This window comes from Thermostichus sp. MS-CIW-25 (assembly GCF_054060015.1).
Map to the genome: position 1 here is coordinate 1 of NZ_JBSSCS010000006.1, position 15,021 is coordinate 15,021.

Genomic DNA, 15,021 nt, shown 5'->3' on the forward strand with positions numbered 1-15,021 from the left:
AGTTGGCTGTCGTGTCATCAAGGGTGGGATGAAGAAAGGAGACTTTTTGGAGTTTTTGAGAAGCGAGCTATGTCCGAAGCTAGATGCGAGGAAGGTTGTGATTATGGACAATTTAAATATCCACAAGAGTTGGGAAGTTGAGGAATTGATTAGGGGGACAGGAGCACGAATCCTATACCTGCCTGTGTATGCGCCGGAGTTGAATCCCATTGAGATGATGTGGTCGGTGTTGAAGCATTTTATTCGGCAGCTTTGCAGAATTGGGAAATATAGCATGGAGCAGATAGTGAAGACTTCTTTACTACTGATCAATCCATCCTCCTTCCGAAGTTGGTTTGCTAAGTGCTGCTATTGTACCCCTTGAGTCCTTAACAGGCTGTAACCCTATCCCACAAACCTGGCAGAGCTGGCCTCTGCTCTGGCATTGCAGTGCCCAACACATAACCGCAATCTACCCAAAAATTTGTATCTCGTGTGTCTATATATCACATACCTATATGCTTAAGTACCGATATATCTAACATCTGCTACCTGTTCATAGTGTCCGTATGTCTTCTGGCCGGGGTTTCCAGGTAGGCAGGCGGGCAGAGCTGATGGAGAATGGAAGAAAGCCTGCAATCTGACGACAGCCGACATAAGGAGAACGGGTGGAAAAGGGCACACTGGTGGAGTTTCGTTACAATAACGACCGTGTGTTGGCAGTGGTTCAGGGCACCGAGGGCAAGAAGAACCTACTGCTGGGGGTGCCTTCCGGGCAGGTTCACAGTGTTCACCCTCGCCAGATTACCTTTGCTTTGAACGGGGGATCCAGCTTCACGGCTTCCGACATCCCCGGCTTTTGGCAGGCGGTGCAAGCAAAGTTGGATCCCGAAAGTTTGGCGTTGGCCTGGGAACTGGTGCAGGAGGAGCGTCAGCCCCTGAGCTTGGCGGAGATGGCTCGGCTGTTGTTTTCTGATGATTCCCCGGTCTCCACCTATGCCGCCTACCGCCTCTTGAGCGAGGATCGCACCTACTTCAAGCAAAAGGGGGAGAGCTACGAACCCCGCACTCCGGCTCAGGTGAAGGAGATCCTCCATCAAATGGCCGTTGCCCAACAACGGCAGCAGGAACAAGCAGAGTTTGAGGCCCATCTGCGAGAGGCTCTGGCTCATCCCGGTCAAGGGTATCCCTGGACTCCTGCCGAACGGGCCCGTTTGGAGTTGCTGGAGCGCCTGGCCCTGCAGGGAGCAGCAGCAGCCATTCGCAGCCACGAGGATCTCTCTTCCAATCTCAACCCGTCGGATCGGGAACGGGCCTCGCAACTGCTGGAGCTGATGGGGTTTCCTGACACTCCGCAGGGGGCTTTTGAAGCTTTGGTGGCCCTGGGCCTGTGGAGCCGCCACGAGAACCTGGCCCTGCGCCTCACCGGGATCCCAACCCAGTTCCCGAAGGCGGTGGAGCGATACGCCCAAGCCCTGTTCAGCCAGCCTCCCTCCTTTTGGGATCCCCACCTGCGGCGGGATCTCACCCACCTCCACACCTACACCATCGATGATGCCAGCACCCGCGACATTGACGATGCCCTCAGCGTCGAGTTCTGGTCGGATGACGCGGTGAAGCTCTGGATCCACATTGCCGATCCCAGTTGTTGGGTGCAGTGGGGGGATCCCCTCGATTTGGAAGCCCGCAAGCGTGGCACCAGTGTCTATTTGCCGGAGCGGGTGATCCCGATGTTCCCACCGGAGTTGTCCACCGGCCCGATGAGCTTGGTGCAGGGAGAGGTGCGGCCTGCCCTTAGCTTTGGCATCCTCCTGGGATCCGACGGCCAGATCCGCGATTCCAAGATTTGCCTCAGCCAGATCAAAGTGACCTACCGCCTCACCTACGAAGATGCCGATGAAATGTTGGAGTTGGGGGCAGAGGCTCAACTGACGGCTATTGCCCGGGCAGCCCAGTGGCGTTATGCCTGGCGGATGGCTCAAGGGGCAATCCAAATTGGCTTGCCCGAGCAAGATATCAAGGTCATCGACGAGATCCCCCATCTCCGGGTGATCGAGGATACGCCGGCGCGGCAGATGGTGGCGGAAATGATGGTGCTCACCGGCGAGGTGGCGGCTCGCTTCGCCAGCCAAAATGGGATCCCGGTGCCCTATCGTCTGCAGCCGGCTCCCGACTTACCTCCTCCCGAAGTGCTGGATAGATATCCCCAGGGGCCAGTTCGGTCTTTTGCCATCATGCGCTGTCTATCGCGGGCGGAAGTAGCCACCCAGCCGGGACGACATACAGGGCTGGGGCTTGAGGCCTACTGTCAGGTTACCTCCCCGATTCGGCGCTACCTGGACTTGGTGGCCCACTACCAGATCAAGGCCTTTTTGCGCGGGGATCCCTTGCCGTTGACGGAGGCGGATGTGCAGCAGCTGCTGCTGGGGATTGAGCCGGGCACCGCTGAGGCCAACCAGGTGGAGCGGAAATCCAAGCGCTACTGGAGCATCGAATACCTGCGCCTGCGACCGGGGCAAATTTGGCGGGCTCTGGTCTTGGGCTACCTGCGCGAGCAGGAAAACTTGGTGTTGGCCATGCTGGATGAGATTGCCTTTCGGGTGCCGGTGCGCCTAGAACGCCAGATTCCTCTGGGGGCTTGGATCGAGTTGGAAGTTGTGCAGGCGGATCCCCGTGCGGACGTAATTGAGCTGCGCGAGGTGGGACGAGAGGCGGCCATGTGCGGATAGATGCACCTTAACCTGCTGCTCACCCAATCTGCGTGGATAGCTGATACAACAGAGGGGGAAGTCTCAAAAGTCTGGATCGTGAATTTTCTTTAGGGGGGATCCCATGACCGCACGACCTTCCGGCCCGCCTCCAATCGTTTACATTCTTTTGTTCGCGATACTGGGAGGCGGCGGCTGGTATGCCTATCGTTCCGGCCTGTTGGACTCATTCCTGAATAGAGGGAACACGCCTCCTATCCCCAGCCAGATTCCAGCTGCCCGGCCCCAAGCCCCAACAGCGCCCAACCCCCCTCAGGCCCAGGTACCCAACCCGCCTGCCAACGCCGTTAATCTGGATACTTCTCTGCCCAACCCAGCAGTGCTCCAGGTGGATGGCAGCGTCACGATGATCCGGATCGTCTTGGCCCTGAAGGGAGGCTACACCCAGCGCAACCCCGGCATTCCCCTCACCTATGGGATCCCGGATGGCAAGCCCAATGGATCCAATGCCGGCCTGAAGGCCCTGATGGAAGGTCGCATCCAGATGGCCGCTAGCTCCCGCCCCCTCAATGCCAGCGAAGTGCAGGCGGGTCTACAGGCGATCCCGGTGGCAAAAGATGCCCTGGCGGTGGCGGTGGGGGTGAACAACCCCTACAAAGGAGGACTGACGCTGCAGCAATTGGCCGATATCTTCCAGGGTCGGATCACCAATTGGAGCCAGGTGGGCGGCCCGGATCGGCGGATTCGGGTCCTCAATCGCGCCCCCCAGAGCGGCACCTACAGCGTTTTCCAAGAGCTGGTGTTATTGGGGTCGCCCTTTGCTCCCGATAACCCTCCCTACTTCACCACCGCCACAGAAGATGTCACCACCCCGCTGCTGCGGGCTTTGGGAGAAGATGGCATCACCTACAGCACTGTCGATCAGGTGCAGAACCAGCAAACGGTGCGGATTGTGCCCATCGACGGCCAGATGCCCACCCGTGAGGCCATCCAGAGGGGCAGCTACCCCTTGGCGCGGAATGTGTTTTTGGTGGCACCTCAGAGGACTAGCCCTGTGGTGGCCGATTTCATCAACTACGCGCTCTCGGATCAAGGCCAGCAAATCATTGGCCGCACTGAGTTCATCCCCCTCCGATAGCAACCCAAAAATAGCATCTGAGATAGCCGCCGACAGCAAGCGCAGCGATATCTCTGGGCTTTTCCAGAAGACGCCTTCCACCTGCTCCTATTCAAGGCACTTAGTCGTTTCAGGTTAGAGTGAGGCGCCTGAGCTATTGAGAAAAGCCTTTGGCCGCGTGCGTTCAACGTTTTAGGGGTGGGTGCAGCGTCCTAGTTTGAATCCAAATGACCCTAGATGTTAGAGAGGGGGCCCTAATTTTCACCAAAGTTCAATTTTTCAGTTCTCTCGGCGCACAGCGCTCTCATGCCACTTGCCCAACACCCTGTCGGATAGAGCACTTAAGGAAATAAAGATCAGGATCCCCAAGCCGGTGACCAAGATCAAGGCCGCAAACATGCGGGGCACCTGCAGGTTGAAGCTGGAGATCAAGATCTGGTAGGCGATCCCGGCCCGCTGCCCGCCAGTACCAGCGACAAACTCTGCCACCACCGCCCCAATCAAAGAGAGGCCACCGCTGATGCGCAGGCCCCCCATGAAATAGGGCATGGCACTGGGTAGCCGCAAGTAGATCAACGTTTGCCAGCGGTTGGCCTTGTACAGTTGGAACAGGTTGAGCAGGTTGTGATCGACGCTGTTCAGCCCCAGAGTGGTGTTGGAAAGAATCGGGAAAAAAGCCACAATCCAGGCGCACACCACCATCGCAGCAAAGGTGTTGTTGCGCAGCCAAATGATGATCAGCGGGGCGATGGAGACAATGGGCATCGTCTGTAAAATCACCGCATAGGGGAAAAAGCTGCGCTCAATCCACTTGCTCTGGGTGAACACAATCGCGACCAAAAGCCCCGATACTGTGGCAGCCAAAAAGGCCACCACCGTAATTTGCACGGTGATCAACAGGGAAGGAAAAAGCGTTCCCCAGTCGCGGATGAGGGTTTGCACCACCAAAATCGGCCCCGGCAAGAGGTAGTGGGGCACTCCCGTTACCCGCACCGCCACTTCCCAGCCCACCAAGAAGAGGATCCCGACGATAAGGGGGGCAATCACTTCCAGGTTGAACCAACGGCCCAGATTCAACCCCTTTGCAGGCACCCCTGAGCCGGCACTCGGTATGTCTGCCTCATCCGTGGGTTGGGATCCGAGTTTTTCTCCAACTGCGCCGGTCAGCTTGGGCAGAGACCAATCTGGCCAATGGAGAGGCCAGCTCTCCCCCAAGCCAACAAGGGATCCCAGCCAGCGGCGCCATGGCTCGAGAAGCTGGACAAACAGGTCGAACATATCGTGAGGTTGGGGCATCAAGGGACTTACGCAACAGAGAGAACACCGCTAAGCCAGGGATCCCATCAGCGCAAACGTCCAGCAGAGAGGGGGCGCAAATAGGGGGGATCCTGAGCTGAGCCGTGCATGGCCTCGTGCAGACGGGCCGACACTTCACGGCAGTAGTTGTTGTAAAGGGAAGAGGTGCGAAAGTCTTCCGAGCGGGGATAGGGCGCATCGATGGGAATATCGGCTATCACCCGCCCTGGGCGAGCCGCCATCACCACCACGCGGTTGGACAGGTAGACGGCCTCGTAAATGTTGTGGGTAACGAAGAGCACCGTCCAGCGCTTTTCTTGCCACAGCTCCAACAGGTCGCTGTTCAACTTGCTGCGGGTGATTTCATCCAAAGCTCCGAAGGGTTCATCCATCAGCAACACTTGGGGCTTGGTTACCAGGGCGCGAGCAATGGAAACCCGCATGCGCATGCCGCCCGATAGCTCGCGGGGAAAACTGCGCTCAAACCCCCGCAGGCCCACCAGTTGCAGAGCTTCCAAGACATCTCGATCGGCTTTTGGCTTGGGCTCACCTGCCAACTTTAAGGGTAGCCCCACATTGTCCATCAGCGTTGCCCAAGGCATAAGGGCCGGTTCCTGAAACACAAAGGCCAACTTGGGTTCCCCTTGGGGAGCATCCTTCTCAAGATTTTGCCCCCATTCGATAGAGCCTGTGGTCAGATGCCCCAGACCTGCCACCAACCGTAGCACTGTGCTTTTCCCACAGCCGGATGGCCCCACCAAGCTAACGAACTGCCCTTCTTGGATGGTCATATTCATGTCCTGCAAAGCCACCGTGCCATTGGAATAGACCTTGCTGACATGGTTGAGGGTAATGACAGGGGCAGGCATGGCTGGCAATTCCCGGAGCAGAGGAAGCACACACTTTCAAAATAACCCTCTCTGCCGCCTCTGCTTGGTAGGCGTAACTACAACTCTTTCCCTCAGAACCGGTTTCCAGAGAGTTTCTCACGGAAAGCTTGCGATGACCCAAATCGGAGCAGCAAGTCGGTATGATGTTGCCGACCACCCTCTGGCCAAGGAACACATGGGATCCCCATTTAAACCGGTTGCAGGTGCTGTTACAGCCCCGCAAGGGTTTCGAGCCGCTGGAGTGGCCGCTGGCCTCAAGCCCTCAGGAGCTGCGGATCTGGCTTTGATCGTTTCCGAGTGCGATGCGGTTGGGGCAGGCGTTTTCACCACCAATCAGGTCAAAGCAGCCTGTGTCACCTACAACCAAGGGATCCTCGCCCAACAGCAGCCGGTGCGGGCCATCCTCTGCAATGCTGGGCAAGCCAACGCCTGTACCGGAGAAGAAGGAGAGCGCAACAACGCCCAACTGGCCCTCTGGGTGGGAGAACGGTTGGGGATCCCGGCCCATCAGGTGCTCACGGCCTCCACAGGGGTCATCGGGCGACAACTGGAAATGCCGAAAATCCAAGCAGCCCTGCCTGGCCTTATCGACAGCCTCTCTCCAGAGGGGGGGGAGAGCGCCGCCCGCGCCATCATCACCACCGACTTGGTGACCAAAAGCGTTGCCCTGCAAGCTGAGATCGACGGGTACACCGTCAGGGTCGGGGGCATTGCCAAGGGATCCGGCATGATCCACCCCAACTTGGCCACGATGCTGGCTTTTTTAACCTGCGACGCGGCTGTGGATCCCCGCCTGTGGCAGCAGATCCTCAAGCAAGCTGCCGACCTCAGCTTTAACCAAATCACGGTGGATGGGGATACCAGCACCAACGACATGCTCTTGGCTCTGGCCAACGGCCAAAGTGGGATCCCAACCCTGCAAGCCGGCACAGAAGCTGCCCAGACTTTGGCGGAGATGGTCAACCAAGTTTGCATTCATCTGGCTAAGGCCATTGCCCGCGATGGGGAAGGAGCTACCAAGCTGCTGGAAATTCGGGTGTGTGGGGCTGTGGATGATGGGGCAGCCCGGCATATGGCCCGTGTGATCGCCAGCTCTCCCTTGGTGAAGGCGGCAGCTTTTGGCAACGATCCCAACTGGGGACGGGTGGCAGCCGCCGCCGGCCGAGCCGGGATCCCTTTTGACAGCCGCCAGTTGGATATTCGTCTGGGGGATTTTCTGCTCATGCAGGCGGGAATGCCCCTGGCTTTCGATCGCAAGGCAGCCTCTGAGTACTTGAAAGGGGATCCGGTGACCTTCACCGTGGATCTCCATCAGGGATCCGGCCAGGGCGTGGCCTGGGGCTGCGATCTCAGCTACGATTACGTGCGCATCAACGCCGAATACACCACCTAATGGGGGATCCCAGCCATGACCACCGAATCGAACGCAAATAACGGCTTTTCTACCGAAGCCCAAGCGGCTTTGGCCAAAGAAGCGAGGCTTTCCCTATCCGGCTGGCAACAATGAGTCGAGGCTTAGCCTTGGTTTCATGCCACCAACATCCGCAACGCACCGGCCCACAACCTGGTGCAACTGGGCATTGGTGGCTGGCAAGTGCCACGGCAAGGGGTGAAGGTGTGCCGGGAGCGGGCCACCCACATCCTCACCGTTACCGACATCACCGAAATGGGCTTGGATGCAGCCGCCGATTTCGCCCTCGAAAAAGCTCTAGACGGCACCGATTGTGTGTACATCAGCTTCGATATCGACTGCATCGATGCCGGCTTTGTGCCGGGTACAGGCTGGCCGGAGCCCGGTGGGCTGCTGCCGCGGGAAGCGCTCTACTTGCTCAAGCGCATTGTGCGGGAAGCACCGATCTGTGGCCTGGAGGTGGTGGAAGTCTCTCCCCCCTACGACATTAGCGATATCACAGCTCTAATGGCCACCCGAGTTATTTGCGATACGCTGGCGCATTTGGTGGTATCTGGGCAACTGCCGCGCCGAGAAAAGCCCGCCTACATCCACCCGGAGGCGACGCCAGAAATGGCCGGCGACTGGAGGTAAGAGATGCACGAGACCGACATGACCCGCGCCTTGATCCAAACACTACGTGACTGGTGGCAAAGTCAGCCGGGACAGCCTCAGATCGCTCGGGTGCACCTGGTGGTAGGACAGTTCACCTGTGTAGAGCCGGCCAGCCTAACTTTTGCCTATGCCGCACAAACCCAGGGTACTTTCCTACAGGGATCCCAGTTGGTCATCCGGGAAACGCCGCTCATTGCCTATTGCCATCCCTGCGGCCAAGAATACAAGCCAGAAATAGGCCGGCGCTATGCTTGCCCCAACTGTGGATCCCCGATGGAGGAGATTCGCTCGGGCCGAGAGCTGAAGATCGACTACATCGAATGTCTGACTGACTCCGCCCCACCGGCGCGACCAGAGGTCGCCTAAGCCGATCCAAAGCTAAGCCCCAGAAGGACAGCCGCTCCCAAGCTGAGGATGAACATCAAGCTGGCAGGCATCAACTTTCGGGTTTTGCGGTAGCGCAGGGCAAATAGGATAGACCCCAGCACCGCCGTCCCCAAGCCCAGCCCCCAGTGGGGATCCACCCCCAGCAGCCCATAGCTGACTCCGCTGAGTGCGGCCCCAACCAGCCGCAGAGAGCAAAGAGCAGAGAGGAAGGAGGAGAGATTTCTTCCTCTCACTCCTCTCTTCTCACTTCTCACTCCTCGCTCCTCGGTACTCAATTCGAGACCTAGTACGTGCCCTCAAGAAGGACAAGGTAAGAATTAGAGACGCATAGACCGTTACCGGGAAAACCGTTTCTTTCCTGTCGCTCTCAATAAGATAAAAAGTCTGACTCCAATCCAATTGACCCCAGTCCAAGAAAGAGCGAGGATGCCAACCATGAGTACGACTGCAACTGCCACCACCGTTGTCCGGGTGCCGATTGTGGATGCCACCCCGGAAAATGTGCAACCCTTCGGCCAACTTTTGGGGGACGATGTGACCAATCCTGGCCTGGGGATCCCCTTTTATCAGGAGCGTGTCCTGGAAGGACAAAACATCGACTTTCAGTACACCGGTAGAGCCGTTATCCGTACCGCCAAGATCCTGCCCGGCTATCCACCTGTGCTCTGGCTGGAGCGCCACATGCGTATGACCCAGTTGTTTGTCGGCCTGGGGCAAGAGCCGTTCATCATGGTGATGGCTCCTCCCAACCATCCCCAAGAAGCTCCCGATCTCGACAAAGTACAAGCCCTGCGATTCCCTGCCGGGCATGGGCTGCTGCTGCACCTCGGCACGTGGCACGATTTCCCCATTGCCTGCGAGCGCCCCGTTGTGGTGCTAACCGCCAACTCCGAAGAAGTGGTGGAAGCCCTGGCCAGCATGGAAGATGCTCACGAAATGAATCAGGGAGATGTATTCAAAATTTCCCTCCCCCAACGGCTAAAAGCGGAGATCCACCTAGAGCTGGTGTAAACTACCCGACATCAACCGCTAGGCGGTACGGAGCGGGCTTTTAGTAGCCCTGCAGTTGGCAAGCCAACCACGAGCCTCTGGGGTGGTTTACAGCACCCCCAATCGACCGTTACCAGTGCCTTAAACAACCGTTTCTGGTGTCCGCAGCATTATTATAGCATTCCTCCCGACATCGACCCTACGGGTACAGTGCGGGGCTCCTGCAATTTCTAGCTGAATGCAAGTCCGGATCCCTGAATCTCTACAGGATGCCAAAGCCTCAGTTCTACAAAGTGGCGCTCTATCAGCCTTTGGCTGGATAGGGGACTCTTCGCCTTAACTGGGCCTTAACTAGGGCCAGACTCTTGTACCGAAACCTCCCTTTGGACCCTTCTTCCCCTGCAAGGGTCTAAGTATTCGAGAACACCTATTCTTACACACAAAAGCTTCGAGACAAGTTCAGAGAGAAATGCCTCTAGGCAAGAAAGGCTACCTGAGATTCTGCCGACAGGCGTCTTTAGGAGGGCCGTATTCAGCGGGAAGATTCACAAATGTCGGCAGCGTTGGCATCTGGAGGGAGTTGCTCTATATTAAATCAGCTAGCATATTCGATATTTGCCAGAATTTAAGTTATTGTGAGAGCTGACATGCCATCCAATTGGTCAGACATCCATCCTCTCAATCCTGGGCAAGGGTTGGGTTCAGCCCAGTCTGAGCCTTCCCATTGGAATGAGCGCCACAGGGGAGAAGGCTCTCATGCCGAGTATGAGAGGAACGGATCTCAGACCAGAGCGGCGGATCGTCCAGAGGAGATCATGCCGAGCAATGCCGCAAAGATTAAGGTAGTAGGCGTGGGGGGTGGGGGTGGCAACGCGGTCAGTCGGATGGCGGCCAGCAACCTTGTGGGCGTTGAGTTTTGGAGCGTCAATACCGATGCGCAGGCCCTTGCCCAGTCCTCGGCAGTGAACCGCTTGCAAATTGGGCAGAAGCTGACTCGAGGCTTGGGTGCAGGTGGTAACCCGGCCATTGGCCAGAAAGCTGCAGAGGAATCCAGCGAAGAAATAGCAGCAGCCATCAAAGGGGCAGATCTGGTCTTCATTGCCGCCGGCATGGGGGGAGGCACGGGCACGGGTGGAGCACCCGTCATCGCCCAAATTGCCAAAGCCAGTGGTGCCCTGACGGTGGGAGTGGTGACACGGCCTTTTTCCTTTGAGGGCAAGCGCCGCAGCAAGCAGGCCGAGGAAGGGATCCAAGCGCTGCGGGAGGCAGTTGATACCCTGATTGTAATTCCCAATGACAAGTTGCTTTCGGTGATCTCCGAGCAAACCCCTGTCCAAGAGGCTTTTCGCGTTGCGGATGATGTGCTGCGGCAGGGGGTGCAGGGCATCTCGGATATCATTCTCATTCCCGGCATGATCAATGTGGATTTTGCCGATGTGCGCAGCGTGATGGCCGATGCCGGCTCTGCCTTGATGGGAATTGGCATGGGATCCGGCAAGTCCCGCGCCCGCGAAGCCGCCATTACCGCTGTATCTTCGCCGCTTTTGGAAACCTCCATCGAAGGGGCTAAAGGTGTCCTCTTCAACATTACCGGTGGGCCGGATTTGTCCTTGCATGAGGTCACGGTGGCTGCCGAGATCATCGCCGAGGCAGTGGATCCCGAGGCCAACATCATCTTCGGCACCGTCCAAGACGAGCGCATGCAGGGGGAAGTGCGCATCACGGTCATCGCCACCGGTTTCCAAGAGAAAGCCCGTCCAGCCGCCATCCCTGCTGCAACCAAAGTTTCTGCCTCCAACAAGTCGGGGGTTCCCAAGCCCACTCCCACGGGCTCTGGGCTGCCGCCTCGACAGCCTCCGGAGCCTGAGCCGCCGATGTCTGGAGGCTTAGATATTCCCGAGTTCTTGCGCCGCCGACGGCCCCCTTCGTAGGGTAGGGTGAAGGTATGCTGGTATCTTGGTGCCGGTTGTTGAGGGTGGGGAGTGCTTTGGGGTTAGGCCATGAACATTGTTGTCTTGGCGGGGGGGCGTTCGGCAGAACGTCAAGTCTCTTGGGTAACGGGTAAAGCCTGCAAACGGGCTTTGGAGGACCTGGGCCATCGGGTCAAGGTAATCGACCCAGATGAGGATCTGCCTCTGCGCCTTTGGCAGGAACGGCAAGCCGGCTGCGACTTCGTTTGGATTGCCTTGCATGGCCCTGGTGGCGAGGATGGGGTGGTACAGGGAATGCTGGACTGGCTGGGCCTGCCCTACCAGGGATCCGGGCCGCTGGCCAGTGCTCTGGCCATGGATAAGCTGGTCTCCAAGCAGATCTTTCGCGCCGCGGGGATCCCTACCCCCGATTGGCAGGTTTGGGACGACCAAAGCCCCCTCACTTGGGCTGACTGTGCGGCAGAGTTGGGATCCCCACTGGTGATTAAGCCCAGCAACAACGGCTCGACGGTGGGCATCAGCATTGTCCGGGATGAGAGGTCATTTGCTCAGGGGCTGGAGTTGGCCCGCTCAGTCTCGTCGCGGATTTTTCTGGAGCGCTATGTTCCCGGAAAGGAGATCACCCTCTCGATCTTGTCCGGCCAAGTTCTTCCGGCCATTGAGATCATCCCCGCCCAAGGCGACTTCTACGACTACGAAGCCAAGTACGCACCCGGTGGCTCGCGGCATTTGATCCCCTGTTCCCTCAGCCCGGCAGGGTTGGCCCGCTGTGAGGCGGCAGGTCTGAAGGCCTACCAGGCGTTGGGGTGCGAAGGCTTGGCGCGGGTGGATCTGCGGGTGGATCCCGAGGAAAATCCTTGGGTGTTGGAGGTGAATACACTGCCCGGCATGACCCCCACTTCCCTCTGTCCCGATGCGGCGGCAGCTCTGGGGTGGACGTTCACCGAGTTGGTGGAGCGAATGCTGCAGGATGCCTTGCAAAAAGCCCAATTGACCGGATCCCGGCGTTCTCAAAGTCCATCGGCGACCCTCGGCAACGCTCCCTGAGGCTTTTCCCAAGACAAGAACAAGAACCTTTACCCAGCTCTTTCAGAGAAGGGCAACCAGCAAAAGAATCACCCCAATTCCAACAATCAGTACAGCTCCCCCCAGCCACACCCAGGAGATGCGGGACCTGCTGCCTATGTCGGTTTTCCCGACAGGATTCTCCGGCGCAGGTTCAGGCTTTGAGTTGACCGAATCCGGGGCAACAACTGTCAGATCCTGCAGTAGGCGATCGCCTTTTTTTTCCAACAGAACTGTGGTTTCTTCTGAGGCCAGCAGCGGGTTCAACAAGGGGGCCGTTTGCTCCCACTCGTATTCAGAATGTCCCGACTCACGCCCGTACACCGTGACCTGCTCTAAGCCGGGCAAGCCCAACACTCTGAGCTCCGCCTGCACCCGTTCCATGAGATGGGGGTAGTCCACTCGGGCCGAGGAGGATCGATTCAGAAGAAAGAAGAACATGCAGATGACCTTGGCGGCGTTTGACCGCGATTTTGACCGGGGCAGCCAACCGAGCCTGCAACGCTTGGGCAATCTCAGCTTCGGTCATGGGGCAACATCCAAGGCATGCGAGTTAATTCTAATACAATCCTAGGGCAACGATGCAGAGGGTTACGGGGCCTCGGGGTAGAATGGGATGCGCGTTGGCGAAGAAAAGCAGAGCGTTCATCTTTTTCTCTCGCCGGATCCCTAGCTGGAAGTTCTATGCAAGAGAAAACCATTGTCCGCGATTACTTCAACTCCGTTGGCTTCGAGCGCTGGCGGCGCATTTATGGTGAAGAAGAAGTCAATTTCGTCCAAAAAGACATCCGCCTTGGCCATGCTCGCACAGTAGAGACGGTGTTGCAGTGGTTGGGGGATCCCTCGGGTTTACGCATTTGTGATGCCGGATGCGGGGTGGGCAGCCTCAGTTTGCCCTTGGCCACCAGAGGGGCGCAGGTGTTCGCCAGCGACATCTCGGAACAAATGGTGAACGAAGCACGCCGCCGCCAGCAAATGGAGTTGGGATCCACAGACAACCCCCAATTTTGGGTCTCGGATCTGGAGGAATTGACGGGGGAATACGATGTCGTCATCTGCCTCGATGTGATGATCCACTACCCTGAAGCCGAGGCCCTGCGCATGCTAAAGCACCTGACCCGCCTGGCTCGGTCCCGCCTGATCTTCAGTTTTGCCCCCAAAACCCCCTGGCTGACGCTGCTGAAGAAAGTGGGAGAGTTCTTCCCCGGCCCCAGCAAAACCACCCGCGCCTATCAACACCGAGAGGCGACCTTGGTGAGCCAATTAACCGAATGGGGCTGGAAAGTGCAGCAGCGACAAACCATTCGCAGCCGCTTCTACTTTGCTTGGCTCCTCGATCTGGTTCGGTGACACTCGATCTGGTTCGTTAAACGGGAATGAAACATTTTCGTCTAGCTCCCCTCTCCCTCTGGCAGCGAGGCTGGGAGTAGGGGCAGCAGCGTGGAATGCTTGGGGAGTGTCTCAATCTAGTTTAAAAATGACTATAACAATCAGCTGAGGTTATCCAGTTGCTGATACATTTACGCTGAACACTGCTGAACATCACTGTTCAACTATGCAGCGATAGCATTCTGTTTGTTTCCAAACAGAATGGCGGTATCCCGCAAAGCTTTGAGTAGAATACCCAAAGCGCAGTTTCCGTGTCGTCTTACTACCAATTTTCTGCTTTGCTTTGGCTACCATGTTGGCAGACTCGAAAGTAAACAGAAAGATCAACTGGTAGTAATCCGTACTGAACATATTATACATTATTTTCAGTATAGTTGAGCTTATTATTGACTAGAGTCATGCTCCAGCAAATCGGGATCCGCCAACTTTTGTAGGGCAAGCCGCGCGTCATCCCGCACCCCCCAATCGGGATCGCGACTGGCGCTGGTCAGCAATTGCCTTGTTAGCATCGTGTAAACAATGGGATCCTCGAGAGCCAGTTTCACCTGTTGCCCCAGGATCCCTAAGCTCCAGGCACAGTTGCCGCGTACCGCTGCGATTGGATCTTGAGCCAAGCCCCGGCAGAGAGCTGCGACCACCTCATCCAATGCCGGGCCAGGCAACGCCTGCGCCTGGGCCAGTTGTCCGAGGGCACTGGCAGCCCACAATCGCACTGCCGCGATATCCCCGGCCAACACTTCCAGCAACACCGGGTACGCCCGCGGATCCTTGGCATTGCCCAACGCCCACACCAAGCCTTTGCGCACATAGCCGTTCCAATCCCAGCGCAAGCCCTCGATCAGCACCTCCACCTCAGCGGGATCCGGATTCCGACCTAGGGCATAGGCTGCTCCCACCCGCACCAACGGGCAGGGATCCCGGACTAGGGCCAGCAGGGGTTTAACGGCGCGGGGTTCTTCGATCTCACAGAAGGCGCGGGCCGCCTGCATCCGCAAATAGGGATCCGGATCCTGCAACTGCTGCAGCATCAGCTCCACATCCACCTCCGGCGGTGAGTGAGGTGGCAGCTCGTCTAGGGGCTCAAGGGGGGAAAAAGCGTCTTCTTGCATGAAAGGGTGCCCAGGTGTTGGCGGAGGGGACGGGGGCAAAACTTGCCCTTCCCCAAGGCAAAAGCCAGAGCCACAACAACCAAACCAGCAGCAGA

General features: G+C 57.8%; 14 protein-coding genes and 1 pseudogene. 10 read left to right on the forward strand and 5 right to left on the reverse strand.

The annotated features are described in order from the left end of the window. The 3 genes from ACVWZ1_RS03615 to ACVWZ1_RS03625 all read left to right on the forward strand — a co-directional run. Positions 1 to 364: transposase (locus tag ACVWZ1_RS03615; protein ID WP_457502547.1), on the forward strand; the 364-nt coding region annotated here is incomplete at its 5' end. Between the two features lie 283 nt (positions 365 to 647). Beyond that, positions 648 to 2,708 (forward strand): ribonuclease catalytic domain-containing protein, encoded by a 2,061-nt coding sequence (locus tag ACVWZ1_RS03620; protein ID WP_457502548.1) that lies wholly within the window; start codon positions 648 to 650, stop codon positions 2,706 to 2,708. 103 nt (positions 2,709 to 2,811) lie between these two features. Continuing rightward, entirely contained in the window at positions 2,812 to 3,825 is a 1,014-nt protein-coding gene (locus ACVWZ1_RS03625) for a phosphate ABC transporter substrate-binding protein (protein ID WP_457502549.1), read from the forward strand. 258 nt (positions 3,826 to 4,083) lie between these two features. On the opposite strand, the gene ACVWZ1_RS03630 is transcribed toward ACVWZ1_RS03625, so the two are convergent. After that, positions 4,084 to 4,881, reverse strand: a complete 798-nt coding sequence (locus ACVWZ1_RS03630) for an ABC transporter permease (protein ID WP_457404989.1) — start codon at positions 4,879 to 4,881, stop codon at positions 4,084 to 4,086. A 266-nt stretch (positions 4,882 to 5,147) separates the two neighbouring features. After that, positions 5,148 to 5,969: an ABC transporter ATP-binding protein gene (locus tag ACVWZ1_RS03635; RefSeq protein ID WP_457502550.1), complete on the reverse strand. Its 822-nt coding sequence runs from the start codon at positions 5,967 to 5,969 to the stop codon at positions 5,148 to 5,150. Positions 5,970 to 6,165: 196 nt separating this feature from the next. Between ACVWZ1_RS03635 and argJ the strand changes: the two genes are divergently transcribed. From argJ to hypA, 3 genes and pseudogenes are all read left to right on the forward strand, one after another. After that, positions 6,166 to 7,383 (forward strand): bifunctional glutamate N-acetyltransferase/amino-acid acetyltransferase ArgJ, encoded by a 1,218-nt coding sequence (argJ, locus tag ACVWZ1_RS03640; protein WP_457502602.1) that lies wholly within the window; start codon positions 6,166 to 6,168, stop codon positions 7,381 to 7,383. A gap of 126 nt (positions 7,384 to 7,509) precedes the next feature. Beyond that, positions 7,510 to 8,034 (forward strand): annotated as a pseudogene (locus ACVWZ1_RS03645) (arginase family protein); the annotation flags it as partial. Positions 8,035 to 8,037: 3 nt separating this feature from the next. Next, positions 8,038 to 8,421 carry a hydrogenase maturation nickel metallochaperone HypA gene (hypA, locus tag ACVWZ1_RS03650; RefSeq protein ID WP_457502551.1) on the forward strand — a complete coding sequence of 128 codons (384 nt, stop codon included), beginning with the start codon at positions 8,038 to 8,040 and terminating at the stop codon, positions 8,419 to 8,421. On the opposite strand, the gene ACVWZ1_RS03655 is transcribed toward hypA, so the two are convergent. Continuing rightward, a complete protein-coding gene (locus ACVWZ1_RS03655; RefSeq protein ID WP_414356331.1) occupies positions 8,418 to 8,675 on the reverse strand; it encodes a TMEM14 family protein in 258 nt (85 codons plus the stop codon). The two genes, hypA and ACVWZ1_RS03655, sit on opposite strands and share 4 nt — an antisense overlap. A gap of 202 nt (positions 8,676 to 8,877) precedes the next feature. Between ACVWZ1_RS03655 and ACVWZ1_RS03660 the strand changes: the two genes are divergently transcribed. The 3 genes from ACVWZ1_RS03660 (at position 8,878) to ACVWZ1_RS03670 (ending at position 12,410) form a co-directional block, all read left to right on the forward strand. Beyond that, entirely contained in the window at positions 8,878 to 9,453 is a 576-nt protein-coding gene (locus tag ACVWZ1_RS03660) for an ureidoglycolate lyase (RefSeq protein WP_414374622.1), read from the forward strand. A 626-nt stretch (positions 9,454 to 10,079) separates the two neighbouring features. Then, entirely contained in the window at positions 10,080 to 11,363 is a 1,284-nt protein-coding gene (gene ftsZ, locus ACVWZ1_RS03665) for a cell division protein FtsZ (protein ID WP_457502552.1), read from the forward strand. Between the two features lie 69 nt (positions 11,364 to 11,432). Further along, on the forward strand, positions 11,433 to 12,410 hold the full coding sequence (locus ACVWZ1_RS03670; protein ID WP_414343651.1) for a D-alanine--D-alanine ligase family protein: 978 nt from the start codon (positions 11,433 to 11,435) through the stop codon (positions 12,408 to 12,410). 42 nt (positions 12,411 to 12,452) lie between these two features. Here ACVWZ1_RS03670 and ACVWZ1_RS03675 read toward each other — a convergent pair whose 3' ends face one another. Then, positions 12,453 to 12,869, reverse strand: coding sequence for a hypothetical protein (locus ACVWZ1_RS03675; RefSeq protein WP_457502553.1), 417 nt, complete (start codon positions 12,867 to 12,869; stop codon positions 12,453 to 12,455). A gap of 243 nt (positions 12,870 to 13,112) precedes the next feature. On the opposite strand from ACVWZ1_RS03675, the gene bchM reads away from it, so the two are divergent. Beyond that, the gene (bchM, locus tag ACVWZ1_RS03680; RefSeq protein WP_457404286.1) at positions 13,113 to 13,778 is read left to right on the forward strand and encodes a magnesium protoporphyrin IX methyltransferase; all 666 of its coding nucleotides are present in this window, start codon (positions 13,113 to 13,115) and stop codon (positions 13,776 to 13,778) included. Positions 13,779 to 14,200: 422 nt separating this feature from the next. Here bchM and ACVWZ1_RS03685 read toward each other — a convergent pair whose 3' ends face one another. Next, the gene (locus ACVWZ1_RS03685) at positions 14,201 to 14,926 is read right to left on the reverse strand and encodes a HEAT repeat domain-containing protein (RefSeq protein WP_414418200.1); all 726 of its coding nucleotides are present in this window, start codon (positions 14,924 to 14,926) and stop codon (positions 14,201 to 14,203) included. Positions 14,927 to 15,021: the final 95 nt, after the last annotated feature.